A 22610-nucleotide genomic window follows, 5' to 3' on the forward strand; every position below is an offset into this window, starting at 1 on the left:
TTAATAATTGGTCGGAGGATGGGTACTCTACATACAGATAAACTTTGCTTGTTAATTTCCATTTAGGGTAGCTACTTGTTACAGAGTAAATATTTATCAAACAAATAAGAAAATTTTTTATAACGAGCTGACTGTATTTTGAACGTTACTATAATCTCTGGTTACGGCAATTTTATTTTTGTAGGCTTTTAATCATACTGGCTAATAAATACCCAGTTAATAAATTTACTTCAAGTTTATCTGGTGGCATTATGTTTCCTTTATGAACTATAACAGATGCCTGTATCATTTCTTCTAATTTTGTTTTTACACATAATTGATCAAATAATTTATGACGATAATTAGGATCATTATCTTTTTGGGATGTGTTTTCCATAATATTATTGCTAATGGAGTTGTAAATATTTATTATGTTTCTCATAAGTGACTTGGTGATGTAGATATCTCTGAAAAGCAAAAATACTCCGTTGCAAATATCAATTAACTCGAAATTTTTTATAGTAGAAGAAATTTTTTGAGGTAGTTTTGATATGGTATCCATTACTAAACTTTTTGATATTTCATAAAAGTAGTTTCTAGCTGCAATTTTGTTGTGATTATCATCTGGGGAATTTTTCAAACAAATTCTTATGCTCTTTGGAACTATGAGTTCAAAATTTTTACTAGGAATTTTATTTATATAAGTTAATATTTTTTTGCAATATTCACCCAAGCTACAGAAGAAATCAATATTGGAGATATAATTATCTCCAATATTTGTTATAGGTGTTCCTGGAGGAATTAGTACATCTGATGTTTGTATAATATCGTTAATGTGGGGAGAAATCTTATTTGAAACATATTTTCGCACTCTTGAGTGCCATTCTGCAATGTAGACATCTGGCTCACCCAGATCTTCATATTTAATTCTTTTTTTAATTTCCATCAATATCAAATTTCTAAAAATTTCCTCATCGTCAATGCTAATTTTTCTTATAGCGCACTCATATAGGTTGTCAATTTTTTTGTTATTGAGAATATGACGTATATCACATGATTTCATTAATGTTAATTCTTTTATAACTCTTATTTCTGAACAACCTTGATGGTTATCTTCTTGTTCATTACTATTTTGTTTATAAAAGTGTTCATTAGAGGCTTTGATTATATCTGATAACAAATATTCAATCATTAATTTAGCTTCACTTTTTTCTAGTGAGCATATTTTTTCTCTAAGTAGTATAACTGATGTTTTTAATGCTTTTTCTAATTTATACCTTATTATAGATTCATCGATATATTTATCATTATCACATGAGTCATGATTTGGAGCTTTAGGTTCTATTACTTCTTCCTTATAAATATTTATTACATTTCTTATGAATGATTTATCGATATATACACCATGTAAAAGTGAGAACATCCCGATGCGAAAATCAGCTACCCTAAATTTTCTAATCACGTAAGTAATCTTATGAGTTATGTTGGATATGGTATCTATTATTAAACTTTTTAATGCTTGGGAAAGTATATTTTTTTTGCTATCCATGATTGGTGTATTAACATCCAAAACGTTACCTTCATCAAAGGTAATTTTTGATTGAAGTATAGACAAAAAATTATCATTTGGCATTCTGTTTATTGTTTCTATAATTTTTACGCATCCTTCGGAGAGTTTGCTGAAGAAAATGTGATTTGAAGTGCACTTAATCTTTATCTCTGAAATAAACATCTGCGAAGTAATTTTAACATCTGCAATATGAATAATGTTATTAATATAGGGGCAAATTCTATCTACTATGTATTTATGTACATTTGAGTAAGTTTCTGAGATATCTATGCATGAATTATCAAATCCTTTCTTGTCAATTATATTTTTAAATTCTGCCAATATAGTTTTTTTTAACAATCTCTTTTCATCAATAATAATTTTTCTGACGGCATATTCATATATGCCTTCAAGTGATTCTGTAAAACATTGCAATCCATTCTCTTCTGATATAATCGAAGTGGGCTGATTGGATACAGGAATAATTATACCATTTGATTCATCTCTTTTTTTATATATATTTTGTGGAAACTGACATGCTAAATTATTAGTGTTACTTTCTTCGTTAATATTTCTTTGAGCCGAAGGGGATAGATGGTACTGATCTAGGAAATTTTTTGTCATGTCTGAGAACAAACGGCAGGTCATTGTATTTATGATATCATCGTTTGGAAGAAATGTTATTCCTTCATGTAGTACGATAGATGTTCTTATCAATTTTTCCAATTTTTTTTTTATAAACGGTCTTCTGAAAAACGATTTCATTGCATTGTTGAGATCACTTATTAGGGATTCGTTTTCCATGATTTCTTCATAAATATTTATTATATTTTTTATAGATGATACTATAATATTTGCTCCATGTAATTGTAGAAATAGTATTGACGATATATCATCGCAACTAAGATTTTCGATTACGAAGATGATATCTTGTTTTAAATTAGATACAGTATCTATTATTAATTTTTTTAATGCTTTATAAAGTGCATCTCTTTTAATAATAGTAATACTGTGTGCGGTGAGATTGAAATTGTTAATTAAGTCAATAGTAATGTTTTGTTGAATAACACGTAATAATTCCATAGGAGGGGTTATATTTATCATTTCTGTGATTTCTAGACGGCATTCCTCAATTTTATTGAGGAAGAACTGATTTGATATCAACGTGGATCTAATGTCGCTAACGTGCATTCCTGGGGTTATCAACAAATATGCAGATTGCACGATATCTTTAGTGTAATGAGACATTTTTTTCAAAATATATTCGCGTACTTTCGAATAAGTATTTGTCATATCTATGTTTGATGCGTCATAGATCTTATGTTCAATACTATATTTGAATTCTTTCAATATGGTATCAGAGAATATTTTTTCTTTATCAATAAAAACATTTTTAATGGCGTATTCGTATATATTATCAATATGTTTATTAATAAAAATATTACTTGGTTTATATTGCGGAGATAATACAACGATTCCTCTCGGTATTATGAATTTTGCGTAATTTTTAACGATGTCTTCTACCTCAATTGGATAATATTTACCAGATGAGCATAGATCATAGAAAATGTTTATCATATCTGATAATAGATACTCAATCATTAATTCTTTTGTAGACCAATTAGGGTGATATGTATTTTCTTTGTACAATATAACTGAGTTTTCAACGGCTTCTTTCAACTTATTCTTTGCAATTGACTCATCAAACAATATTTGATCATTATCAAATCTTGTTTTTAGGCACTTATTGCTCCTGATTTCATTATCAGTGTCATTATAGATTTCTATTAAATCCTTTATAAATGACTTGGAAACGTAAGCGCCATGTAAGACTGAGAATAGGCCAGCACAAATATCGATTGACTTGAATTTTTTGATTGCATAGATAATCTTCTGTGTCAAATCAGATATAGTTTCTATTATCAGATTTTTTGATAATATAGAAAGTGCGTTTTTTTTATGATTTGGAATGCTGGTTAAATCGATTTTAAAAAAATTATTTGTTCCAAGATTAATATTATTTTGAATTATGTGAAAAAATTCCGTGTCTGGGGTTTTTCTTATTATCTCTACAGTTTCTATGCAGTACTCAGATAGATTACTTAAGAATGTGTTATTTGATATGCACTTAGACCTTATGTCTGAAATAGACATGCCAGGAGTTATTTTTATATCTGCGGTGGTAATAATGGTCTTAATGTATGGGGAAACTCTTTCTAAAATATATTCGCGCACATTTGAATAAGTTTCGGAAAGATCCATATATGATATACTGCAATACTTGGTCATATCCTTAAATTCTGTTAGTACGGTAGTTCTAAGCGTTTTTTTCTCATCAACGACGATCTTTTTAATGGCGCTTTCGTATATGCTTTCGATTGATTTATCTATATAAATACTACTTTTCTTATAAGATAGTGACAATACTGTTAATTCATCTGGCATTATAATTTTTGCGTAACTTTTGTTTTTGTTAGTTTCTTCTCCTGTGAATTTTGAGGTTGTTGCAATCTGCTCATTTTTAATAATAGATGATAGATCAACATCCATTGCAATACATGGACTGTTTTCGTGCATGTCAGTAGAATCTGATTTGACTATATTGAAAAATAGCTCTTCAATTGAGTTAACATGTTGGTATGAGTTATAATCACATAACTCTTTATCTTCTAGCAAAATATCTACGAGTGACTTATATTTATCAGTTTCAAAATTGTTATCGTCAATATTTTTTGTCTCTGAATTTTTTTCCATTGAAGGTTCGTTGTTTTGTGTGTTTACTAAATCTGATTTAATTGTGCATAAGTTTATATCCATATTAGATGAGTCATAATGATATTTTTCATAACTATTACTCTCCTTAAGATCTATTCTTTTGGGATTAGGTGTTTTCTCAAATTGTTCCTCTTCAACAAACGGACGTTTTAAAGTGCCGCATGTAAGCGGTTGCTCCACAAAATTTTCGGTTTCGTTATAATCTGTAATCGCTGTTTTTGTATCTACAACTATATCAGATGATGTTGTCTTGTTTGTCGTTACTTCTTGATCAAGTTCTTCCAACTTAAATACATCAATAAACAATTCTTCACTGAATGTATTATACCAATCCGAATTATTACTGAAGGGAGCGTCAACGACATTAAATGACGATCCATCCTCTAGTAAGTTATCTATGCAAGAACCTAAGCACCAGTCCAAATTTTGATTTCCATCATTGAATTCTTCTCGACACGGCATTTGATTAGTATCACTACTCGTCACGTTACTTGTAAAGTTATTAATTTCATTTAAGTCTTCTGAAGTAAAATTATCATTTGATTGGCATGGATGCATGTACAGCTATGTCCTAATTGTTTAAAAACAATCTGATTCTATCTATATATCTTAAAATATGTAAGTAAAAATAATATTTTTTGCATGAAGTGTTTTACTTAATGAAGATAATTTGCTGTGTTTTTATTATTTTTTACTAAATTATTCTATATCTAAGTTATTTTTATTGGTTTTGATATTTGTTAATACTTTAAGTAATGCTAATTAATTAGTATTATGGATAAAGTGATATTGATGCTATGGTACAGGTATTAATTTATTATGTACGTCAATTTTATATGTTGAAGGTTACTGTAAAAGGATGACATAATACTGAATTTATTTTGTGATTTCTGTGTTTCATTGTAATTGAGTTTGTATAAATTAACTTGCTAAGTGTGCTATTTGTAGCATATATTTTAAGCTTGCATAATAATATTTTATATTTAATTTGTATATGTATGTCTGCTAATTGGTATTTAGCGGTCAATCATGATCTATATTCATAAATATTTTTCAGAGTTATACATTTATTAGTGAGTTTTAAGGGGTAGTTTTGATTTATTGACAATAATTTGTGTATGAAAACATTGAATTCATCGAAGCAGTGTTTTAGGGGGATAAAATTGTTGCTCTAAAATTTTAATTTTACAAACAAGGTTTGTTGAGGGAATATTGGATAGGATTTTTATCCTTGCTACTTCCGTTTCCTGATGAGTGTGTATCTCTGCATACAAGTACATACAGAAAGTGTTTTTACGTAGTATGAGATAAAATTTATCTACAATTAAATTTGTGGCTGTAATGACAAAATAATGATCGGTTAATGATCCGTGTTTATTTGTTGATTTTTTGTAGGCAGCATGCCAACCCCGTATTCAATGTCGTTCATTATTGTATGATGGTCAATGAAATTATGTCGCTCTAGTATCTATTAATAAAATTTCACGCTATAAAGACGATATAGTATTATTTTTGCAATTTTTGTTATTAAATAAATGCATATAGTTAACTAGATAATTTATAATGTATAGCTTCTTAAATAGCCAACAACAATTCTTGTATTCATCATTGATATAAATATGATCTGGTAGTTATCTCATCAAGAAATCATCAAGTCTTCTAGAACAAAGCTCCATGTATGACTCAACGGCTAATTTAGATAAATATTTGGTTAATTCGTATATTAATTTATCTACCTCGCTTTCATTTGCAAAACGTATTTTATCCCCGACATTACCATCTTGGTTGCATTCAACAAGCATTACAGGGGAATCAACAGAAAGAGACAGGTTGCCTTTTTTCAACTTATTATTAATTAACTCCATTGATAATGCTTTTGCGCGCTCACTAATTTCACTAAATAAATTATCACCTTTCCTTTTTCTTCTTGACATGTTGAACTTATGAGCAAGGGCGTGTTTTTCAGGATCGTAGGAATTGCAAGTTTCTGTCATTAATTTATTCAATTCTTCTGCTTTAGCTAATTCATTTAGTGTGCATTCAAGGGCTGATTTTGCTTTTAGCAGAGAATTATTATCGATATACATATTGTTAAAAAACGAAAAACACCCCTCCAAAATTCTGTCCTTTGGTAATGATTGAAGTGCTGTTGTAATCTTTTTTGAAGTACTTAAAATATTGCTTATCAGTAAATCATACATATCTGCAGCAGCAATGTTCCTTATATTAGGAGTGGACTGAACTAATACGCCGTTACCTATTAATATCTTTTCTTGAATTAATCCGTGAGTTAATTTCAATATTTCACTTATATCGCTGCACTCTCTTAATATTTTTACGCTTGTAGCACATGCTTTTTCCAGCCAAGGGAAAAAATCATTATTATATAAGTATTCCATTCTAAGTTCCTCTAGGTACATTCCGTTTTTTATTATTATCGATTCTTTTGATTTTCTTTCAAAATTTTTTACAGCAGGCGAGATCATTTTTATAATGCAGGTCCTGACATGATCGTACGTAGAATCGAGTTTGAGTTTGGGGTAATCGAGTTTGAGTTTGGGGCAACGTTTTTTATCTCTTTTACTAGGATCTACATAAAAATTTTCTAATATTTTCAACTTATTTGTTTTCTCTAGGAAATTTTCTTGAAATTCATCGTGATCAATATACATTTCTGACATAACAGTTTCGTATATTCTTGAATGCTGCATGCCTGCCATTACTTCATTTGCACTCCATTTATTCGGTTTTTGGGGTTTTATTTTTTCACTTCCATTTGCACTTTTGGTTGTTTTTTTAGTTCCGTGATGACTTGCTGCTGCTGATCCTTGTGGGATATCATCCCCCTGTTCTTCAGTTGGTTCGTGATCTGCAGATGTAGTGGCAAGGCTAGCTAAAGTACCGCTTGCTTGGCTATTTTGGGTCTCCATAGATGAACAACCTTGGGGGGGTAATTCTTGCGTGTCTATTTGCAGTTGTGATAAGTCTCCCATTTGTTCTCTATCTTCGTCTTGCGGCTGGGTTGCTGCATTGGAAGCAGTACCATGACAACCACTAGTCGACGCTTCTGCTATATCTTCACTAGACAGCGAGTATACGTTTTTCATTTTTCTACCTAAATGATTAATTAATAATTTTGTGCGTATATTTGAGTAAATTCATAGCAGTCTCGTGCCAACACCTTATAAACCTAATGTTCGTATCTACTTGAAACATAATTTATATTTTTTCCATGTTACATGATCATATTTAGTATTATTTACCTGAAAACATTTATGTCAATAATGTATGTAAATTTATGACAACAAATAGTTTTTATATAGTTTTTATATGTATGTGATAGAGGTGCAATTTATGAGCTCCTATTCAACGGATTTTAATATATAAATGTTTAATTAAAAAACAATTATTTACTTGTTTGTTGGTTGTTTTTGCAATTGTATTTTGTGTTAACAGATTTCTTTTATATGACTTGCGAATTTGCGAATGTTTTTTAATTATTTATAGTGTTTCAGTTAGGTTTGACGTTTGCCTATGATCGTGCAGAGATCTATTTGTTATTTCTATCATCGCAATGATAAAACAAATCCACTGAACCATTATTCATTAGTTATGATACGTTGAACTTGTGACAGTGTTCTTAGAGTTGATCAAGGTTATGGCTTTGTCTAAGTAAAATTTATATGTGATACAATGGCTTGCATTTGTACATGATTAATTTTGAAGATTTGGTTGTTATGGGGGCACTTGTTTATGTTTGTTTGTCACAAACATTGCGATAGATGTCATTGCGATAGATGTTTATCTTTAGGTAGCTTGTTGCTGAATATTTTAAAATCTATTGCTCTATTGAATTGATTACATCTATTGAATTGATATAATCAATGGAGAAAAGATATTTTATTTATAGTTATGAGTTGAAATGCCCAGTGTTTCTATTTTGTCGTTGTTATATGTACATTTCTAGTAAGTGTGTTGGCAAATATTTCTTCAAAAAATTTGATGCTCTTACTTTCTTGTGCTTGATCCCTATCTTAGGGGTGGTTTGTTGGAGATTTTAGTAGTTTCATTATTGTATATGAGGCGAGGTTTGTGTGACACGTGTTAGTGTATAGAAATTTCCAATAATTGTTCACATTATTATGTGTATGTACGTGATTCATGGTCTGGTGTGTATCGGTCTAATTATTATTGATCACAAAGGTACTTTTGATTTCTATGTGGGCGATGCGTTTTACTAATTAAAATACTAGTTACATGAAGCTTAATATTACCTTGTTTTATAGGATATTAACCCCCAGCTTAACCTGGTGTCACTCATGTAAGGTTATGTGATTTGTGTAATTAGGTTGCAATGACTGTCAGTTTTATTTGTGATCTATCCCAAAGTGGGTAGATTTTGGGTAGTTTTACGGGGATAATAACCAGTTAATTGTTGTCATTGAATAAGAGTTTTATCTGAGCTATTGTTGTGGAACTCAGTTTTACTAATTTTTTTGAGATAACCCGGTTCGTGTGCTGCACTGTGCCCTGATTATTGACGTGCTTTTTTGTCGCTGAAGGCTTAAAATGCCAGTCGTTGTTTTTTGATAATTGCTTGTATATTGCCCTCCTAGTGCCGAGGGATTTTATTAAAAAGAGGTGCTTTTGTGAATAGTATGTTGAAAAATTTGATGATTTGGTTGGTTATTGGCGTGGTGCTAATGACTGTTTTTGACCAATTTGGTCTACACGGTGCTTCTATTTCATCAGTGCCATATTCACGTTTTATGGAAGAGCTTCACGCCGGTCGTATTAAATCTGTTGAGATACAGGGGCATGTAGTTAGAGCTAGTACGCTAAATAACGAAAGAATAAAAACCTATGCTCCTAGTGATTTGTGGTTGGTTAGCGATTTGCTTAAAGCTAAGGTCAACATTGTTGCTAAGCCCGAGGAAGAACCTTCGTTTCTTATTAATTTGTTTGTTTCTTGGTTTCCGCTTGTTGTTTTGATAGTGCTTATGGTTTTCTTTATGCGTCAAATGCAGGGCGGTGGTCGAGGTGGGGCCTTTACTTTTGGTAAATCTAGAGCTCGTTTGCTAGACGAAAATCAAAATACTGTCACATTTAACGACGTAGCTGGGTGTGATGAGGCTAAGGAGGAGGTAGCTGAACTTGTCGATTTTCTGAAGGATCCTGCTAAGTTTCAAAAACTTGGTGGTCGTATACCTAAGGGTGTTTTAATGGTTGGTAGTCCAGGAACGGGTAAAACTCTTTTAGCTAAGGCTATTGCTGGAGAGGCTAAAGTTCCGTTTTTTAGCATTTCCGGGTCTGATTTCGTAGAAATGTTTGTCGGTGTAGGTGCTGCACGTGTGCGAGATATGTTCGAACAGGCTAAGAAGTGTGCGCCTTGTATTGTTTTTATTGATGAAATTGATGCTGTTGGTCGCCAACGTGGTGCAGGTTTGGGTGGAGGAAATGACGAACGTGAGCAGACTCTGAACCAGATGTTGGTGGAGATGGATGGATTTGAAGGTTCTTCAGGTATTATTGTGATGGCAGCTACGAATCGTCCAGATGTTCTAGATCCAGCTTTGCTCCGTCCTGGACGTTTCGATCGTCAAGTTGTTGTTTCTTTGCCGGATATTCGTGGTCGCGAACAGATTCTCAAAGTTCATGTTCGTAAAGTTCCAATGGCAGATGATGTTCGTATAGACATTTTAGCTAGAGGAACACCGGGATTTTCAGGAGCAGATTTAGCTAACTTGGTTAATGAAGCTGCTCTCTTTGCTGCTCGTTATAACAAAAAGTTTGTTGATATGAGCGACTTTGAGATGGCAAAAGACAAAATTATGATGGGAACAGAGCGCCGTTCTATGGTCATGTCTGAAGATGAGCGGCGTAATACTGCGTATCATGAATCTGGGCATGCCGTTGTTGCTATGAGTTTGAAGCATGCTGACCCTGTTCATAAAGTAACTATTATTCCTCGTGGGCGAGCTCTGGGATTGACTATGCAGCTACCTATTGAGGATAGATATTGCCTGAATAGAGAGCAATTATTGGATCGTTTATCGGTTTTATTTGGTGGTCGTATAGCTGAGGAGTTATTTATGAATCAGATGACTACTGGTGCTAGCAATGACTTTGAGCGTGCTACTGATATGGCTAGAGCCATGGTGACACGTTACGGAATGTCAGATGAAATGGGGGCTATGGTATATGTTGATAATGAGACTACCGGCATATGGGGCAGATCTCCTTGGCATAATGTTTCTGAGACCACTCGCCAACAGGTTGATAGAGAGATTCGCTTACTTATCGATTCTCAGTACAATCTTGCTAGGAAAATTTTGGAAGAACGTCGTGATCGGGTTGAGGCTATGGCAAAAGCTTTGTTGGAGTGGGAAACACTGGATTCTGAACAGCTCAAGGACATAATGGATGGTCGTGAGCCAACTCCTCCCAGTGATGGTGTGGGTTCTCCGCCATCGTCTTCATCTGAAGATGATAAATCATCTTCAGATGATAAAAAAACCGATGGCGGTGCTACTAATCCTCCTCCACCTTCTGAGGTTAAGGACCCACATTCCTTACCGTCACAATAGCCTTGTCTGTGATTAAGTTTTCTTATTTGGTTTTCTATGGGTGATTGCCTTCCTTCGTTTATAAAGTTTGGGACGGATGGTATTCGTGGTCGTTATGGGTTGTTTCCTATTACTTCTGCTTGTTTTTGTCGTGTATCCTATTCGTACGCTGTTGTTATGCGTAGGTTGTATCCGTCTTGTTTACCAATTGTCTTGATCGGTCGTGATACAAGAGCTAGTGGTGTTCCGCTTTCGGAGGGAGTAATTGCTGGCCTGATGGCAGCCGGCATAGAAGTATGGGATATTGGGGTTGTTAGTACCCCTATAATTTCTTCCTTAGTTTGTCAGCATAGCGTTTTGGGGGGAATTGTTGTTAGTGCTTCTCATAATCCGTACTATGACAATGGCTTGAAATTTTTTTCACATGATGGGTTTAAGCTTTCATCGAGTTTGGAAGATGAAATTACCTCTGAATTTAATGGGCTGGATGAAAACATTTATTTTGCTTCCCGTTCTAGTGGAGCAATACATAAGCGTTATGATCTTTTGGAAAAGTATTTAAATGACAGTGTTAATCATTTTTCTGAAATGCCTACATCAATAGTACCTTGCAGAGTTGCCGTGGATTGTGCACACGGAGCTCTATATCGTGTTGCACCATTGATGTTTCAATCGCTTGGGTTTGAAGTGCTACCGATTTGCTGTAGTCCAAATGGATATAATGTTAATAATTTATGCGGTTCTACATCTCCTGATTTTTTAGCTAATTTTGTTCGTTCAGGAAAGGCTGATGTTGGAGTATGTTTTGACGCTGATGGCGATAGGGTTCTGCTAATTATGCCAGATGGTAATGTTTGCGATGGTAATATTATCTTATACTTGTTTTTTCGACGTTGGCTGATGAATAGTACGGTTTCTGGGGTCGTGGGTACGGTAATGACAAATTCCGCTATAGAGAATTTCTTCAAAAGTGAGGGTGTGTCGTTTTATAGGTCTCTTGTTGGAGATAAAAACATTGTTAAAACTATGATTTTGGAGAAGGCAACTTTTGGGGGTGAGCCATCAGGTCATTTGATTGTGAACAGGGATAATAGGCTATGTTTTGATGCTTTATTTAACGTAATAGATCTTATTTTATCATTCCATACTTTAGATGATATTTATCAGGAGTATTTATCCATTTCTCTTTATCCTCAAAAATTGTTGAATGTACGAATAAAAAAACATTACAATTGGGAAGACGATGTGAGGCTGCAGTATTACTTGGACGATTGTAGGAAGGCTGGGGGGGATTTTTTTCGTGTATTGGTTAGGTTGTCAGGTACTGAGCCTGTGCTGAGAATTATGTTGGAAGCAAAAGAAGAGCGTTTCATAAATGTTGTTGCTTCTCACTTGTCTTGCATCGTTAATGCCGCCCAAGATTTAATTGTAGGTGATTGATGAGAGCGGAGTCGTTGTTCGGCAGAGGATTTTCCCCGATTACTTGGAATTGTGGTAGATATCGTTTGAACATTCGTCGTCCCCTGGTTATGGCTATTGTTAATGTTTCCCCTGATTCGTTTTCTGGTGATGGAATTTTGGTAAAGGGCATGGATATTGAGGGCCATCTTTCCGCCCTTGTTGAATCTGGTGCTGATATTATTGACATAGGAGGAGAGTCTACTCGCCCTGGCTCTAGCCCAGTTTCGGAGCAAGAAGAGCTAGATAGGGTGCTGCCCTTTGTAGAGGTGGCGGTTACTTTGGGTGTTCCTGTTTCTGTCGATACGTCTAAGTCAACGGTTATGAATGCGAGCATTGCTCTTGGTGCTGATATCATCAACGATGTTTTTGCTTTGCGTGGTGATGGTTCGGTTGGTGCCGTGTGTGATTCATCTGCTGGTGTTGTGTTAATGCACATGAAAGGGTCTCCTGATAAGATGCAGCAATTTCCTAGTTACGATGATGTTGTGTCTGAAGTGGTGTCTTTTATCGAGGATAGAGTTTGTGCTTGTGTGGATGCAGGTATATCTCGTTCTCGTTTGTGCATTGATCCCGGTATTGGTTTTGGTAAATCATTGGAGCATAATCTGTCTTTGTTTTCTAGATTGAGTGATTTTGTAAAGATGAACCTTCCTCTCTTGGTTGGTCCCTCTAGAAAGAGCTATTTATTTCATCTTTTAGGTCGTTCTGTTGAGGACCGGTTACCTGGAACTTTGGCCGCTTGCCTTGCTTCATGTTCATATGGAGCCCATATTTTGCGTGTGCACGATGTTGCTGCTGTTAGAGATGCTCTTATTTTTTGGAAGAGGGTGGTTGCTACTGAGTGGGGGGAGTTTTAGTGGCTAAGAAAAAAGGTTCTCCAGGTATAAGTCAGTTTGTAGCTTATATGTTATTGCTGATGACGACTGTTTTTTCTTTGGCTAATGCATCTGTTAGTCGTAAGGCTATGGTTATTGATGGATCTGCAACTGTTTATCCTATTACAGAAGCTGTGGTTGAGGCCTATCAGGATAGTTCTGCCAAAGCTTCTTCTCAACGTATTGTTATCTCTATTTCTGGTACTGGTGGTGGTTTCCAGAAGTTTTGCCGTGGTGACATAGACGTGGTAGATGCTTCGCGTCCTATTTTAAAGAAGGAAATGGAAGCCTGCAGAAGAAAAAATATTTCTTATGTCGAGCTTCCTGTTGCCTATGACGCTATTTCTGTTGCTGTAAATTTGAAAAATTTGTTCGTAAAGTCTTTGTCTGTATCAGATTTAAATAAAATTTGGGGAGAGTCATCTGATTCTAAAGTCTTATTTTGGGATCAAGTTAATCACAATTATCCCCATATTTCTCTTAATCTTTATGGTCCTGGTCCAGGATCCGGAACTTTTGATTATTTCACTAGTGTAGTAAACGGTAATAGTGGTTCTATACGTACCGATTTTTCGGCGTCTCAGAACGATGATGTTCTTGTTCAAGGCATTTCACGTGATCCTCGTGGTATTGCATATTTTGGCTACTCTTACTATGTTAGTAATAAAGATAAGATTCGTTTAGTACCAATTGATAAAGGCAATGGTCCTGTTTTTCCTTCTATGAAAAGCATTGTTGATGGCAATTATTTGTTGGCTAGGCCATTATTTGTCTATGTTTCGATAAATTCTCTTAAAAATTATGAACTTATGGAGCTTATGCGTTACTATTTAGCAAATGCAGCTCGTTTTGCAAGAGAAAGCGGTTACTTTGAGTTATCCGATGATTTGTACACGTCTTTGCTTAAGCGTCTGAATGGTAAATTTTCTGGTACTCTTTACGGCGGTGATTTTGCTCATTCTGCAAATTTGGATTGTTTTTTAGTTAAGTGATTTAATGTATAGGGTATTTTTGTGTCTGATTACGTGTATCGCTCTAATTTTAAGATAATTAAAGAGAGAATTGTCGTACTTATTCTTTTTTGTGTTGCATTTTTTTCCATTTTGGTGACGGTTGGTATTGTTTTTTTGTTGCTCAAAGAATCTTTGTTATTCTTCAAGGTTATTCCAGTAACCGATTTTTTATTTGGAACAAAGTGGTCACCGTTGTTTAGTAATGGTCATTATGGGGTTTTGCCATTGCTGAGTGCTACCTTGATTGCTGTTTTTGTGTCGCTGTTTTTTGCTATTCCATCTGGTACGTTGATTGCTATTTATCTTTCTGAATTTTCTTCTCCGCTTTTACGTGAGATAGTTAAACCTATCCTGGAGTTGTTGGGCGGTGTTCCAACGGTTGCCTATGGTTATTTCGCCCTTACTTTTGTAACACCAATTTTTCAAAAAATACTGCCATCACTTCCTGGTTTTAACCTTTTGTCAGCTGGGCTTGTAATGGGACTTATGATTATTCCGTATATTACTTCACTATCTGAGGATGCCATGCGTGTTGTTCCTTATGGTTGGCGTGAAGCTTCATATGCCTTGGGCGCTACACGGTTTCAAACTGCATGTAGAGTGGTTTATCCTTCAGCTTTTTCCGGTATCTTTTCCGGGTATATACTCGCAATTTCTCGTGTATTAGGTGAAACTATGATTGTTTCTATTGCTGCTGGTGCTGAGGCTAGGATGGTTTTTCATCCTTTTCAACCTGGTCAGACCATGACTGCCTATATTGTTCAAATTGTTGCTGGTGATGTTCCCTATGAAGGGTTTGCTTTTCGTACGGTGTTTGTTGTAGGGTTGCTTTTGTTTATCATTACTTTAATTTTTAATCTTTTGGGACAATGGATTAGGAAGCGTTTTAGGTGTGTTTACTAAAAGGGGTTTGATTAATTTGTTTGTTTCTTGGCGCTCATTATTGAAGCATCTCCATAGGGAGAAAGCCAAGGAGATCGTTTTCATTAGCTTGTGCCTGCTAGTTCTTTCCTTGATTATGGTTATTTTTTCGTCACTCATAATTCATATGGCAATAGAGGGTTATGCTAAGCTTAATGCATCCTTTTTCCTCCGATATTCTTCACATTACTCTGAGAAAGCTGGTATTCTTGCCGCGTTAGTAGGTAGTTTGTGCACAGTTACAGTAGTTGTTTTTACTGCTGTTCCTATAGGGATAATGTCTTCGGTATACTTAGAGGAGATTGCTCCTAAGAATATTTTTCTTTCTATTTTGGATGTTAACCTGTCTAATTTGGCAGGTGTTCCGTCTATTGTTTACGGTATTTTGGGTTTGTCTCTTTTTGTCTATCGTCTCCATTTGGGTCGTACTATAATTTCTGCAGGTCTTACTTTGTCTATATTGGTTCTTCCTATAATAGTTGTTACCGCTCGCGAAGCTATTTCACAAGTTCCCAACTCTTTACGTGAGGCGGCATACGCTTTAGGTGCTACCAAGTTGGAGGTTATAAAACATCACGTAGTGCCGTATGCCTTGCCTAATATAGTTACTGGGGTGATTTTAGCATTGTCTCGAGCAGTATCCGAAACAGCTCCTCTAGTTGCTATTGGTGCTGCTGCTTTTCTAAGATTTTTACCAGAGTCTCCACTTCAAGCAACTTTTCCCTTTTTCAATATGCATTGGCTTTTTTCGGAGTTCATGTCTCTGCCGTTGCAGGTTTTCCACTGGACAAACAGGCCTGATCAAGGGTTTCAAGAAAGCGCTGCGGCTGCTAGCTTGATCTTAGTGATAATGACCTTTTTTTTAAATGCCGTCTCTATTTTTCTTCGATATTATTTAATTCGGAAGATGAAAAGGTGAGTTTATGACTTCAGAACCTGCTCTTAAGTGCAGAGTTAAAGATTTCAATTTTTATTATGGAGATAAACATACTCTGAAGGATATAAATTTAAATGTATATGAAAAAAAGATAACTGCCTTAATAGGTCCGTCTGGATGTGGTAAATCAACGCTTCTAAGGGCTTTTAACAGGATGCATGATTTGTATTACAGCCACTGTTATGCAGGATCTATTTATCTTTACCCCGAGGATGTAAATCTACTTGATGTTTCTGTTGATCCGATACGCATTCGTTCGCGGATAGGCATGGTTTTTCAGAAACCAAATATATTTCCCCTCTCTATTTACGATAATGTTGCCTACGGGTTACGTATAGCAGGTGGTTATTCTCGATCATTTATTGACGATAAAATTAAAGATGTGCTTATTTCTGTCGGTTTGTGGTCAGAAGTTGATGATCGCTTACGTTCCTCTGCCTATAATTTATCTGGGGGGCAGCAGCAACGTTTGTGTATTGCTCGTGCTTTGGCGACAGGACCAGAGATGTTGTTATTTGACGAGCCAACTTCAGCTCTTGATCCCATAGCTACTTCTAAAGTGGAGGATCTTATGGTAGATCTGAGGGATAATGTGACAATTCTAGTTGTAACCCACAACATGCAACAAGCAGCTCGTGTTTCTGACTATACGGCTTATATGTATCTCGGTGAGTTAGTTGAATTCGGTGAAACGAGGTCGTTTTTTGTTAATCCTCAAGACAAGAGAACGGAAGACTATATTACTGGTCGTGTGGGGTAGTTAAAAATGAGAAAAAAATATGTTGTTGCAAACTGGAAAATGAATGGCCACCAAATGTTTGTCCGTGATTGGATTAGTTCCTGGAATAAAATTCTACCGTCTCTTAGCCGTGTACGTGCGGTTCTTTGTCCCCCTTACGTACACATCAAAAGTTTAATGGAAAACTTAAATGGTAATGTTTCCCTAGGTGCTCAGACGGTTTCTTCTTATGATCAAGGATCATTCACCGGTGATATTTCTGCTTCTATGTTGACTGATTTGGGTTGCGAGTACGTTATAATCGGTCATTCTGAGCGCAGAAGCTATGCGCGTGAGGTAGCTGATGATTTTTCACTCAAAATTAATCAATCTTTAATGAGTGATTTAACTCCATTTGTTTGCATAGGAGAAAATGCGGAGCAGTATCAGAAAAATTTAACTAAATCTGTATTATTTTCACAAATAATGGATGTATTTACTAACGTTGATATTTACTCTTTAAATAGAATTGTTATAGCTTATGAACCTATTTGGGCTATAGGGACGGGTCATATAGCAGATCCTTACGAAGTGACAATACTATTTAGCGATATTAGGAAATTTTTGTTACAGACTTTTGGTCCATATATGGAGTCAGTTTCTTTGATCTATGGCGGTAGTGTTTCCCCTAGGAATGTTCCTGAGTTTTTGGAGCATGGTGTTATGGAAATTGATGGATTTCTGGTGGGCTCCAGTTCATTAGAACCTGCTGATTTTGTTAGGATTTGTGAAATAGGAGAAGTGGCTTGGACTTCATCTTAGGAGTGGTTGTTTTTTTTCATATTTTTGTTTCATTGTCCTTAGTGATATTGGTTCTACTTCAGCAAGGAAAGGGTGCTGATGCCGGTGCTGCTTTTGGTTCTGGTTCCGGAGCTTCTGGGACAATGTTTGGTGCAGCGGGTTCTGGAAGTTTTTTGAGTCGACTGACTGCTATTGCTGTTACTGTTTTTTTCCTTACTTCTCTTACTTTGACTTATTTGGTATCACATAGGCGGAGTGCAAGTCATAAAGGTGTTCTGGATAGGGTGTCTGTTGTTTCTTCTGCCAAGAGTTTAGATTTGCCTAAACCTTCAAATGACGTCAAGGCTCCTGATGACATTAAATTTCCACCTAAAGTAAACAAAAGTTAGATTTTAGCCGACGTGGTGAAATTGGTAGACACGCCATCTTGAGGGGGTGGTGGAGAGATCCTTATGAGTTCGACTCTCATCGTCGGCACCATGATGCTATTATGCTGCATAAAATACATGCGTGCTGTGCTCGTCTCAGGTTAGTTTTGATTCTTCTTCGTCATGACTAATTTTTTCCATGTCTGATAATAGATGATCAATGATCGATTTAGCTGTAGATTCGCTAGGTAGAAAGGCAGTTTCTCCTACTAGTATGACAGACTTTTTTGCTAGTTCTTCTAATTTTGTTTTTTCAAGTAGGTAGCTGGAAAATTTTATAGATCTATTTCCTCTTATTTCTTTGCTGATTTTGACACAGGCATCTGTTGCATTTCTTATAAATAGTTTAGTTACATTTATGTTGTGGAATGTAGTAAATATTCCAGATGAAATATCAATAGGTTCAAATTTATCAATTACAAACATAATTTTTTCTGGCAAATTGATTATGGTGTCCATTATTAAAAATTTTAATGCTAGCAAAACTCTATTCTTAACATTGATGTCAACATTATTTATATCAGTTTCGTTGCCTAAATCAAATAGTGTTAAAAAATTCTCATGGGGCACTTCACTCACATTTTTTACAATCGATTTACAGTATCCATACAGTCTATCAAAGAAAGCGAGATTTGACATGCATTTGCGTTTTATGTACGAGATGGACATACCTGGGGTTATTAATACATCTGCAATGATTACAATTCTATTAATGTATGGGGATATCTTATCAGAAATGTATTTTACTATGTTTGAATAAGTTACCGAAAGATTTATGCATGTTTCATTAAAAGAGCTACTGTCTATATTATTTTTGAATTCTTTTAATATAACACCCATGAAAACTTTGTCATCATCAATTATTATTTTTTCAATAGCACATTCATATATACTTTTTATAGATTCTATGCAATATTTATGTTCATTATTGCTATTCATTTTGTTATGATTTTCTTTTAATTCTTCAGTTTCAACGAATAGTTTGTGATATATACCTCGCTCACTAATATTTTGGCTAAAATCCAATAGTAAATAATTAACCATTAATGATGTTGTGTATTTATTTGGTGAAAATGCTTTTCCTTGATGAAAAACAACAGATTTTTCCAATATTTTTTCTAGTTTATTTTTTATGAGATCCTTATCCACTTCTATTTTAAGATGTTTGTTTTCTGCCATCAGCTTATCAGTGGTATAGATGTCGATTATGTTTTTTATAAGTGATTTAGTTAGATGTACACCGTGTAGGGGTGCAAACATATTTTCTAAAATATCATCTTGATTAAATTTTTCTATAACAGACTTTATTTTTTGTGGTAGATTGCGTACGATGTCTATCGCCAATTTTTTTATTAGTCCTGAAAATATGTTTTTTACCCATATCCATCGTCTACCTATTATATCAATACAAAAATTTGTGGATGAATAAAAGAATATCTTACGTTGAACCAGTGGTACAAAATGTTCACTAGGGTTTTTGTCTATTTCTCTTTCAATATTTATACAGCATTTACGTAGCTTATCAAAGAAAGCATGGTTTGATGTACATTCATGATTAATGTCTGATGTGGACATTCCTGGTGTTATAGTTATGTCTTCAATATGAGCAATATAGTTAATATATAGGGAAACTTTATCTGAAACATATTTAATTATGTTTGAATAAGTAGTAGAAATGTCTATTAACGATTTATCAAGTCCTTTGCTCTTTATTCGATCATAAAATTCTTCTAATATTGCATCCCTAAGCAGTTCCACATCATCAACGTTAATTTTTTTGATAGCGTTCTCATATATGCTTACAGTTAATTCTGCAGAACATATATTGTTGTATCTATATTTAGTGGATGTTAGTAGAATTTTCTCGGAAACTACATATTTTAGCTGTTTTTGTAAATTGCTGTCCTGGTTTACAAATGAAGTAGGACTTTCAAGTATTTTATTTTTATCAGACTGTTGTTTAAGTAATTTTTCAGCTTTTTTTCTAATAAATAATTTGGATTGTGTATTGGCTATGTCTAATAATAAGTGATCTGACATAGATGATACTATAGATTTATTGGGTAGAAATGTTTTTCCCTCATGCAGTATAATGGATGTTTGCAGTATATATTCCAATTTTTTTTTTATGGAGCCACTATAAGTTTCTGCATTTATATTTTTGTTTTCTAGCATTGATTTACTGAGTAGAATTTTTTCTATTTTTCCGATAAGTAATTTGTCAATATATACCCCATGAATTTGAGTAAACATACACTCCGAAACATCAAGTAGGTCGAGGTTTTCTATCACATATTTAATCTTAAGGGGTAAGTTGTGAATAATATCTATTATTAAACTTTTTAATGACGGGGAAATTTTATTTATTTCATTGCTGCTAATTTTTTCTGCATTAACTTTTAAGTCACTACCTGTATTAAAATAAATGCAATTTTTGATTATGTGAAAAAACTTTTTGTGCTTTACTTTGTCTATATTTTTTGCAATTTCTTTGCAGTGTTTATATAATCTATCAAAGAAATTTTGATTTGATACACATTTATGATGAATATCTGATAGATACATTCCAGGAGTCATAAATATGTTTTCAATAATCATTATTTTGTTAATGTATGGGGAAACTTCATTTGAAATATATTCTCGTATATTTGAACAGGCATGAGAAATATCTATGGATGATTTGCTAATATTATCAGTTGTGTCTTTATCTCCAAGACATTCCAATATGGCATTACTAAGTATTTTATTTTCATCAATATTAATTTTTTTTATGGCAAATTCATATATACTTATATTTAATTTTGATGAGAATATGTCATTGTGATTGTATATATCTGATACCAATTTTATTCCTTCTGGAAGAATTTCTGGAAGTATACTTGAGTCAAGTGTTGTTAATGCTTTTTCACAATAATATTCTCCATCTTTATTAATGTGTGATTTATCTACACCGCCTGACATGTGTTGTTGGCTAATTTCATTAATTAATTTAGTCTTATCAGTAGAGTAAATGCTATTCATATCTAGTAATAGGTGATCAATTATTAATGTTACTGCAGATTTATTTGGAGAAAATATTTTCCCCCCAATGATTATGATAGATTCTTGAAACAACTTCTTTAATTTTATTTTTATACTTGATACATCTATTTTCAAGGATTCGTTTTCCATTGCTAGCCGATCAAAAGTGTACATGCTTATTGCATTTTTTATAAATGATTTTGAAACATATGTGCCATGTAATTTTACAAACATGCTTTTCAAAATGTCAGTTTCGTCGAAGTCTCTTATTGCAGATTTAATGTTGTGTGGTAAATTATTGATGTTTTCTGTTATTAATCTTTTTAACAAATCGGAAAGATTATTTTTTTTATCTGCAGTAATCTTGTATGTGCCATTACTTAAGGACTTTACCAAATTTGAGCTGACATAATTTTGAATGAGGGGTGTGATTTCTTCATCTCTAATTTTGCAGATATTTTTTGCCATTTCTTTACAGTGTTCCCATAGTTTAGAAAAGAAATTTTGATTGGATATGTAGCTATCCTTGATGTCTGATATTGACATTCCAGGGGTTGTGACTATGTCTTCGGTGTTTATAATGTCATTAATATATGAAGAGATTTTATTTGCTATGTATATGCGTATGTTTGAATAAGTGCTAGAAACATCTATGCATGATTTAATAAAGCCGTTGGTTACAATATCGTTCTTAATTTCCATTAAAATTGCTTTATTGAGTATGTTGTTATTATCAACATTAATCTTTTTGATGGCGTATTCGTACATACTTATATTTAATTTTGATAAACACAAATCATTGTGTTTATACGAGTGTGATACTAATTCTAATTCTTCTGGTAGTACATGTGGTATACCGATTTGTAAACTCACTTGTTGATTTGAGAATGTAAAAAAACTCTCTTCTGGTGTTTTGCATTCGGTGTTTTGGGAGGTGTGCTCCATTGAAGATATTATTTCACAATATTTTTTGCTACTACTATGTTCAGTGATTTTAATATCTTCAGTATCTGCATATGGACGTTTTGTGCTGAGATAGGTAGGGTGTTGTTTAGATGATGATAAATTTTTATTATTACTGGTTGCTTCACTTTCTTCAATTAATGTCATACTATCGGGATCGATCAATTCACTATGATTATCAATTAAGTTATCCAGTGATATGTTGTCGTTGGTGATACTTTCTATAAAGTTGTCTAATGATCTATATGAATTATTATAATTACCCATTAGAACATCTTCTATTTCTTCTGGTAGCACATATGGCATACAGATTTGTAAATCTACTTTTTGATTTACAGATGAAAAAGGACTCTCTTCCAGTGTTTTATAATCAGTGCTTAGGGTAGGGGCATCCATTGAAGGTATTACTTCAAAATATTTTTTGCTACTACCTTGTTCGATGGGTTTTTTTATATCTTTAGTATCATTATATTGAGGTTTTTTACTAAAATATGTGGACGGTTGTTCAGATGTATTATTACTAACTACTTTACTCGTTTCAATTGATGGTATGCTATCAATTTCACTTGATTCACTTTGACAATCAAGTAATTCTTCTAATTT

General features: G+C 33.8%; 12 protein-coding genes and 1 tRNA gene. 10 read left to right on the forward strand and 3 right to left on the reverse strand.

Annotation, left to right across the window (positions count from 1 at the left end; translation table 11 throughout):
- Positions 1–172 precede the first annotated feature (172 nt).
- On the reverse strand, positions 173–4861 hold the full coding sequence (locus Arg41_RS04885) for a hypothetical protein (protein ID WP_092490532.1): 4689 nt from the start codon (positions 4859–4861) through the stop codon (positions 173–175).
- 1073 nt (positions 4862–5934) lie between these two features.
- Positions 5935–7410 carry a hypothetical protein gene (locus Arg41_RS04890; RefSeq protein ID WP_092343618.1) on the reverse strand — a complete coding sequence of 492 codons (1476 nt, stop codon included), beginning with the start codon at positions 7408–7410 and terminating at the stop codon, positions 5935–5937.
- A 1542-nt stretch (positions 7411–8952) separates the two neighbouring features.
- On the opposite strand from Arg41_RS04890, the gene ftsH reads away from it, so the two are divergent.
- From ftsH to Arg41_RS04940, 10 genes are all read left to right on the forward strand, one after another.
- A complete protein-coding gene (gene ftsH / locus Arg41_RS04895; protein WP_092490533.1) occupies positions 8953–10890 on the forward strand; it encodes an ATP-dependent zinc metalloprotease FtsH in 1938 nt (645 codons plus the stop codon).
- Positions 10891–10926: 36 nt separating this feature from the next.
- Positions 10927–12309, forward strand: a complete 1383-nt coding sequence (locus Arg41_RS04900; protein WP_092343620.1) for a phosphohexomutase domain-containing protein — start codon at positions 10927–10929, stop codon at positions 12307–12309.
- Positions 12309–13187, forward strand: coding sequence for a dihydropteroate synthase (gene folP / locus Arg41_RS04905; RefSeq protein WP_092490534.1), 879 nt, complete (start codon positions 12309–12311; stop codon positions 13185–13187). Before Arg41_RS04900 ends, folP begins: the two co-directional genes overlap by 1 nt.
- Positions 13187–14197 carry a PstS family phosphate ABC transporter substrate-binding protein gene (locus tag Arg41_RS04910; RefSeq protein ID WP_092343622.1) on the forward strand — a complete coding sequence of 337 codons (1011 nt, stop codon included), beginning with the start codon at positions 13187–13189 and terminating at the stop codon, positions 14195–14197. The genes folP and Arg41_RS04910 overlap by 1 nt, the downstream gene beginning before the upstream one ends.
- Positions 14198–14218: 21 nt before the next feature.
- Positions 14219–15121: a phosphate ABC transporter permease subunit PstC gene (pstC, locus tag Arg41_RS04915; protein WP_242641403.1), complete on the forward strand. Its 903-nt coding sequence runs from the start codon at positions 14219–14221 to the stop codon at positions 15119–15121.
- The gene (pstA, locus tag Arg41_RS04920) at positions 15111–16058 is read left to right on the forward strand and encodes a phosphate ABC transporter permease PstA (protein ID WP_092343624.1); all 948 of its coding nucleotides are present in this window, start codon (positions 15111–15113) and stop codon (positions 16056–16058) included. The genes pstC and pstA overlap by 11 nt, the downstream gene beginning before the upstream one ends.
- Before the next feature lie 4 nt (positions 16059–16062).
- Positions 16063–16836: a phosphate ABC transporter ATP-binding protein PstB gene (gene pstB, locus Arg41_RS04925; RefSeq protein WP_092343625.1), complete on the forward strand. Its 774-nt coding sequence runs from the start codon at positions 16063–16065 to the stop codon at positions 16834–16836.
- Positions 16837–16842: 6 nt separating this feature from the next.
- A complete protein-coding gene (tpiA, locus tag Arg41_RS04930; RefSeq protein WP_092490535.1) occupies positions 16843–17616 on the forward strand; it encodes a triose-phosphate isomerase in 774 nt (257 codons plus the stop codon).
- Entirely contained in the window at positions 17601–17984 is a 384-nt protein-coding gene (gene secG, locus Arg41_RS04935) for a preprotein translocase subunit SecG (protein ID WP_242641404.1), read from the forward strand. The genes tpiA and secG overlap by 16 nt, the downstream gene beginning before the upstream one ends.
- Before the next feature lie 6 nt (positions 17985–17990).
- Positions 17991–18075 (forward strand) — tRNA-Leu (locus tag Arg41_RS04940).
- 44 nt (positions 18076–18119) lie between these two features.
- On the opposite strand, the gene Arg41_RS04945 is transcribed toward Arg41_RS04940, so the two are convergent.
- Positions 18120–22610, reverse strand: a 4491-nt coding sequence (locus tag Arg41_RS04945; protein WP_172792673.1) for a hypothetical protein, incomplete at its 5' end; no start/stop codon positions are given.

It is taken from the genome of Candidatus Ichthyocystis hellenicum, assembly GCF_001460935.1.
Classification (GTDB): Bacteria; Pseudomonadota; Gammaproteobacteria; order Burkholderiales; family 2013Ark19i; genus Ichthyocystis; species Ichthyocystis hellenicum.

Excerpts from the sequence above, each read along its gene's own strand:
- Arg41_RS04885 (WP_092490532.1), bottom strand. The coding sequence starts at position 4,861 with ATGCATCCATGCCAATCAAATGATAATTTTACTTCAGAAGACTTAAAT.
- Arg41_RS04890 (WP_092343618.1), bottom strand. The coding sequence starts at position 7,410 with ATGAAAAACGTATACTCGCTGTCTAGTGAAGATATAGCAGAAGCGTCG.
- Arg41_RS04900 (WP_092343620.1), top strand. The coding sequence starts at position 10,927 with ATGGGTGATTGCCTTCCTTCGTTTATAAAGTTTGGGACGGATGGTATT.
- folP (WP_092490534.1), top strand. The coding sequence starts at position 12,309 with ATGAGAGCGGAGTCGTTGTTCGGCAGAGGATTTTCCCCGATTACTTGG.
- pstB (WP_092343625.1), top strand. The coding sequence starts at position 16,063 with ATGACTTCAGAACCTGCTCTTAAGTGCAGAGTTAAAGATTTCAATTTT.
- tpiA (WP_092490535.1), top strand. The coding sequence starts at position 16,843 with ATGAGAAAAAAATATGTTGTTGCAAACTGGAAAATGAATGGCCACCAA.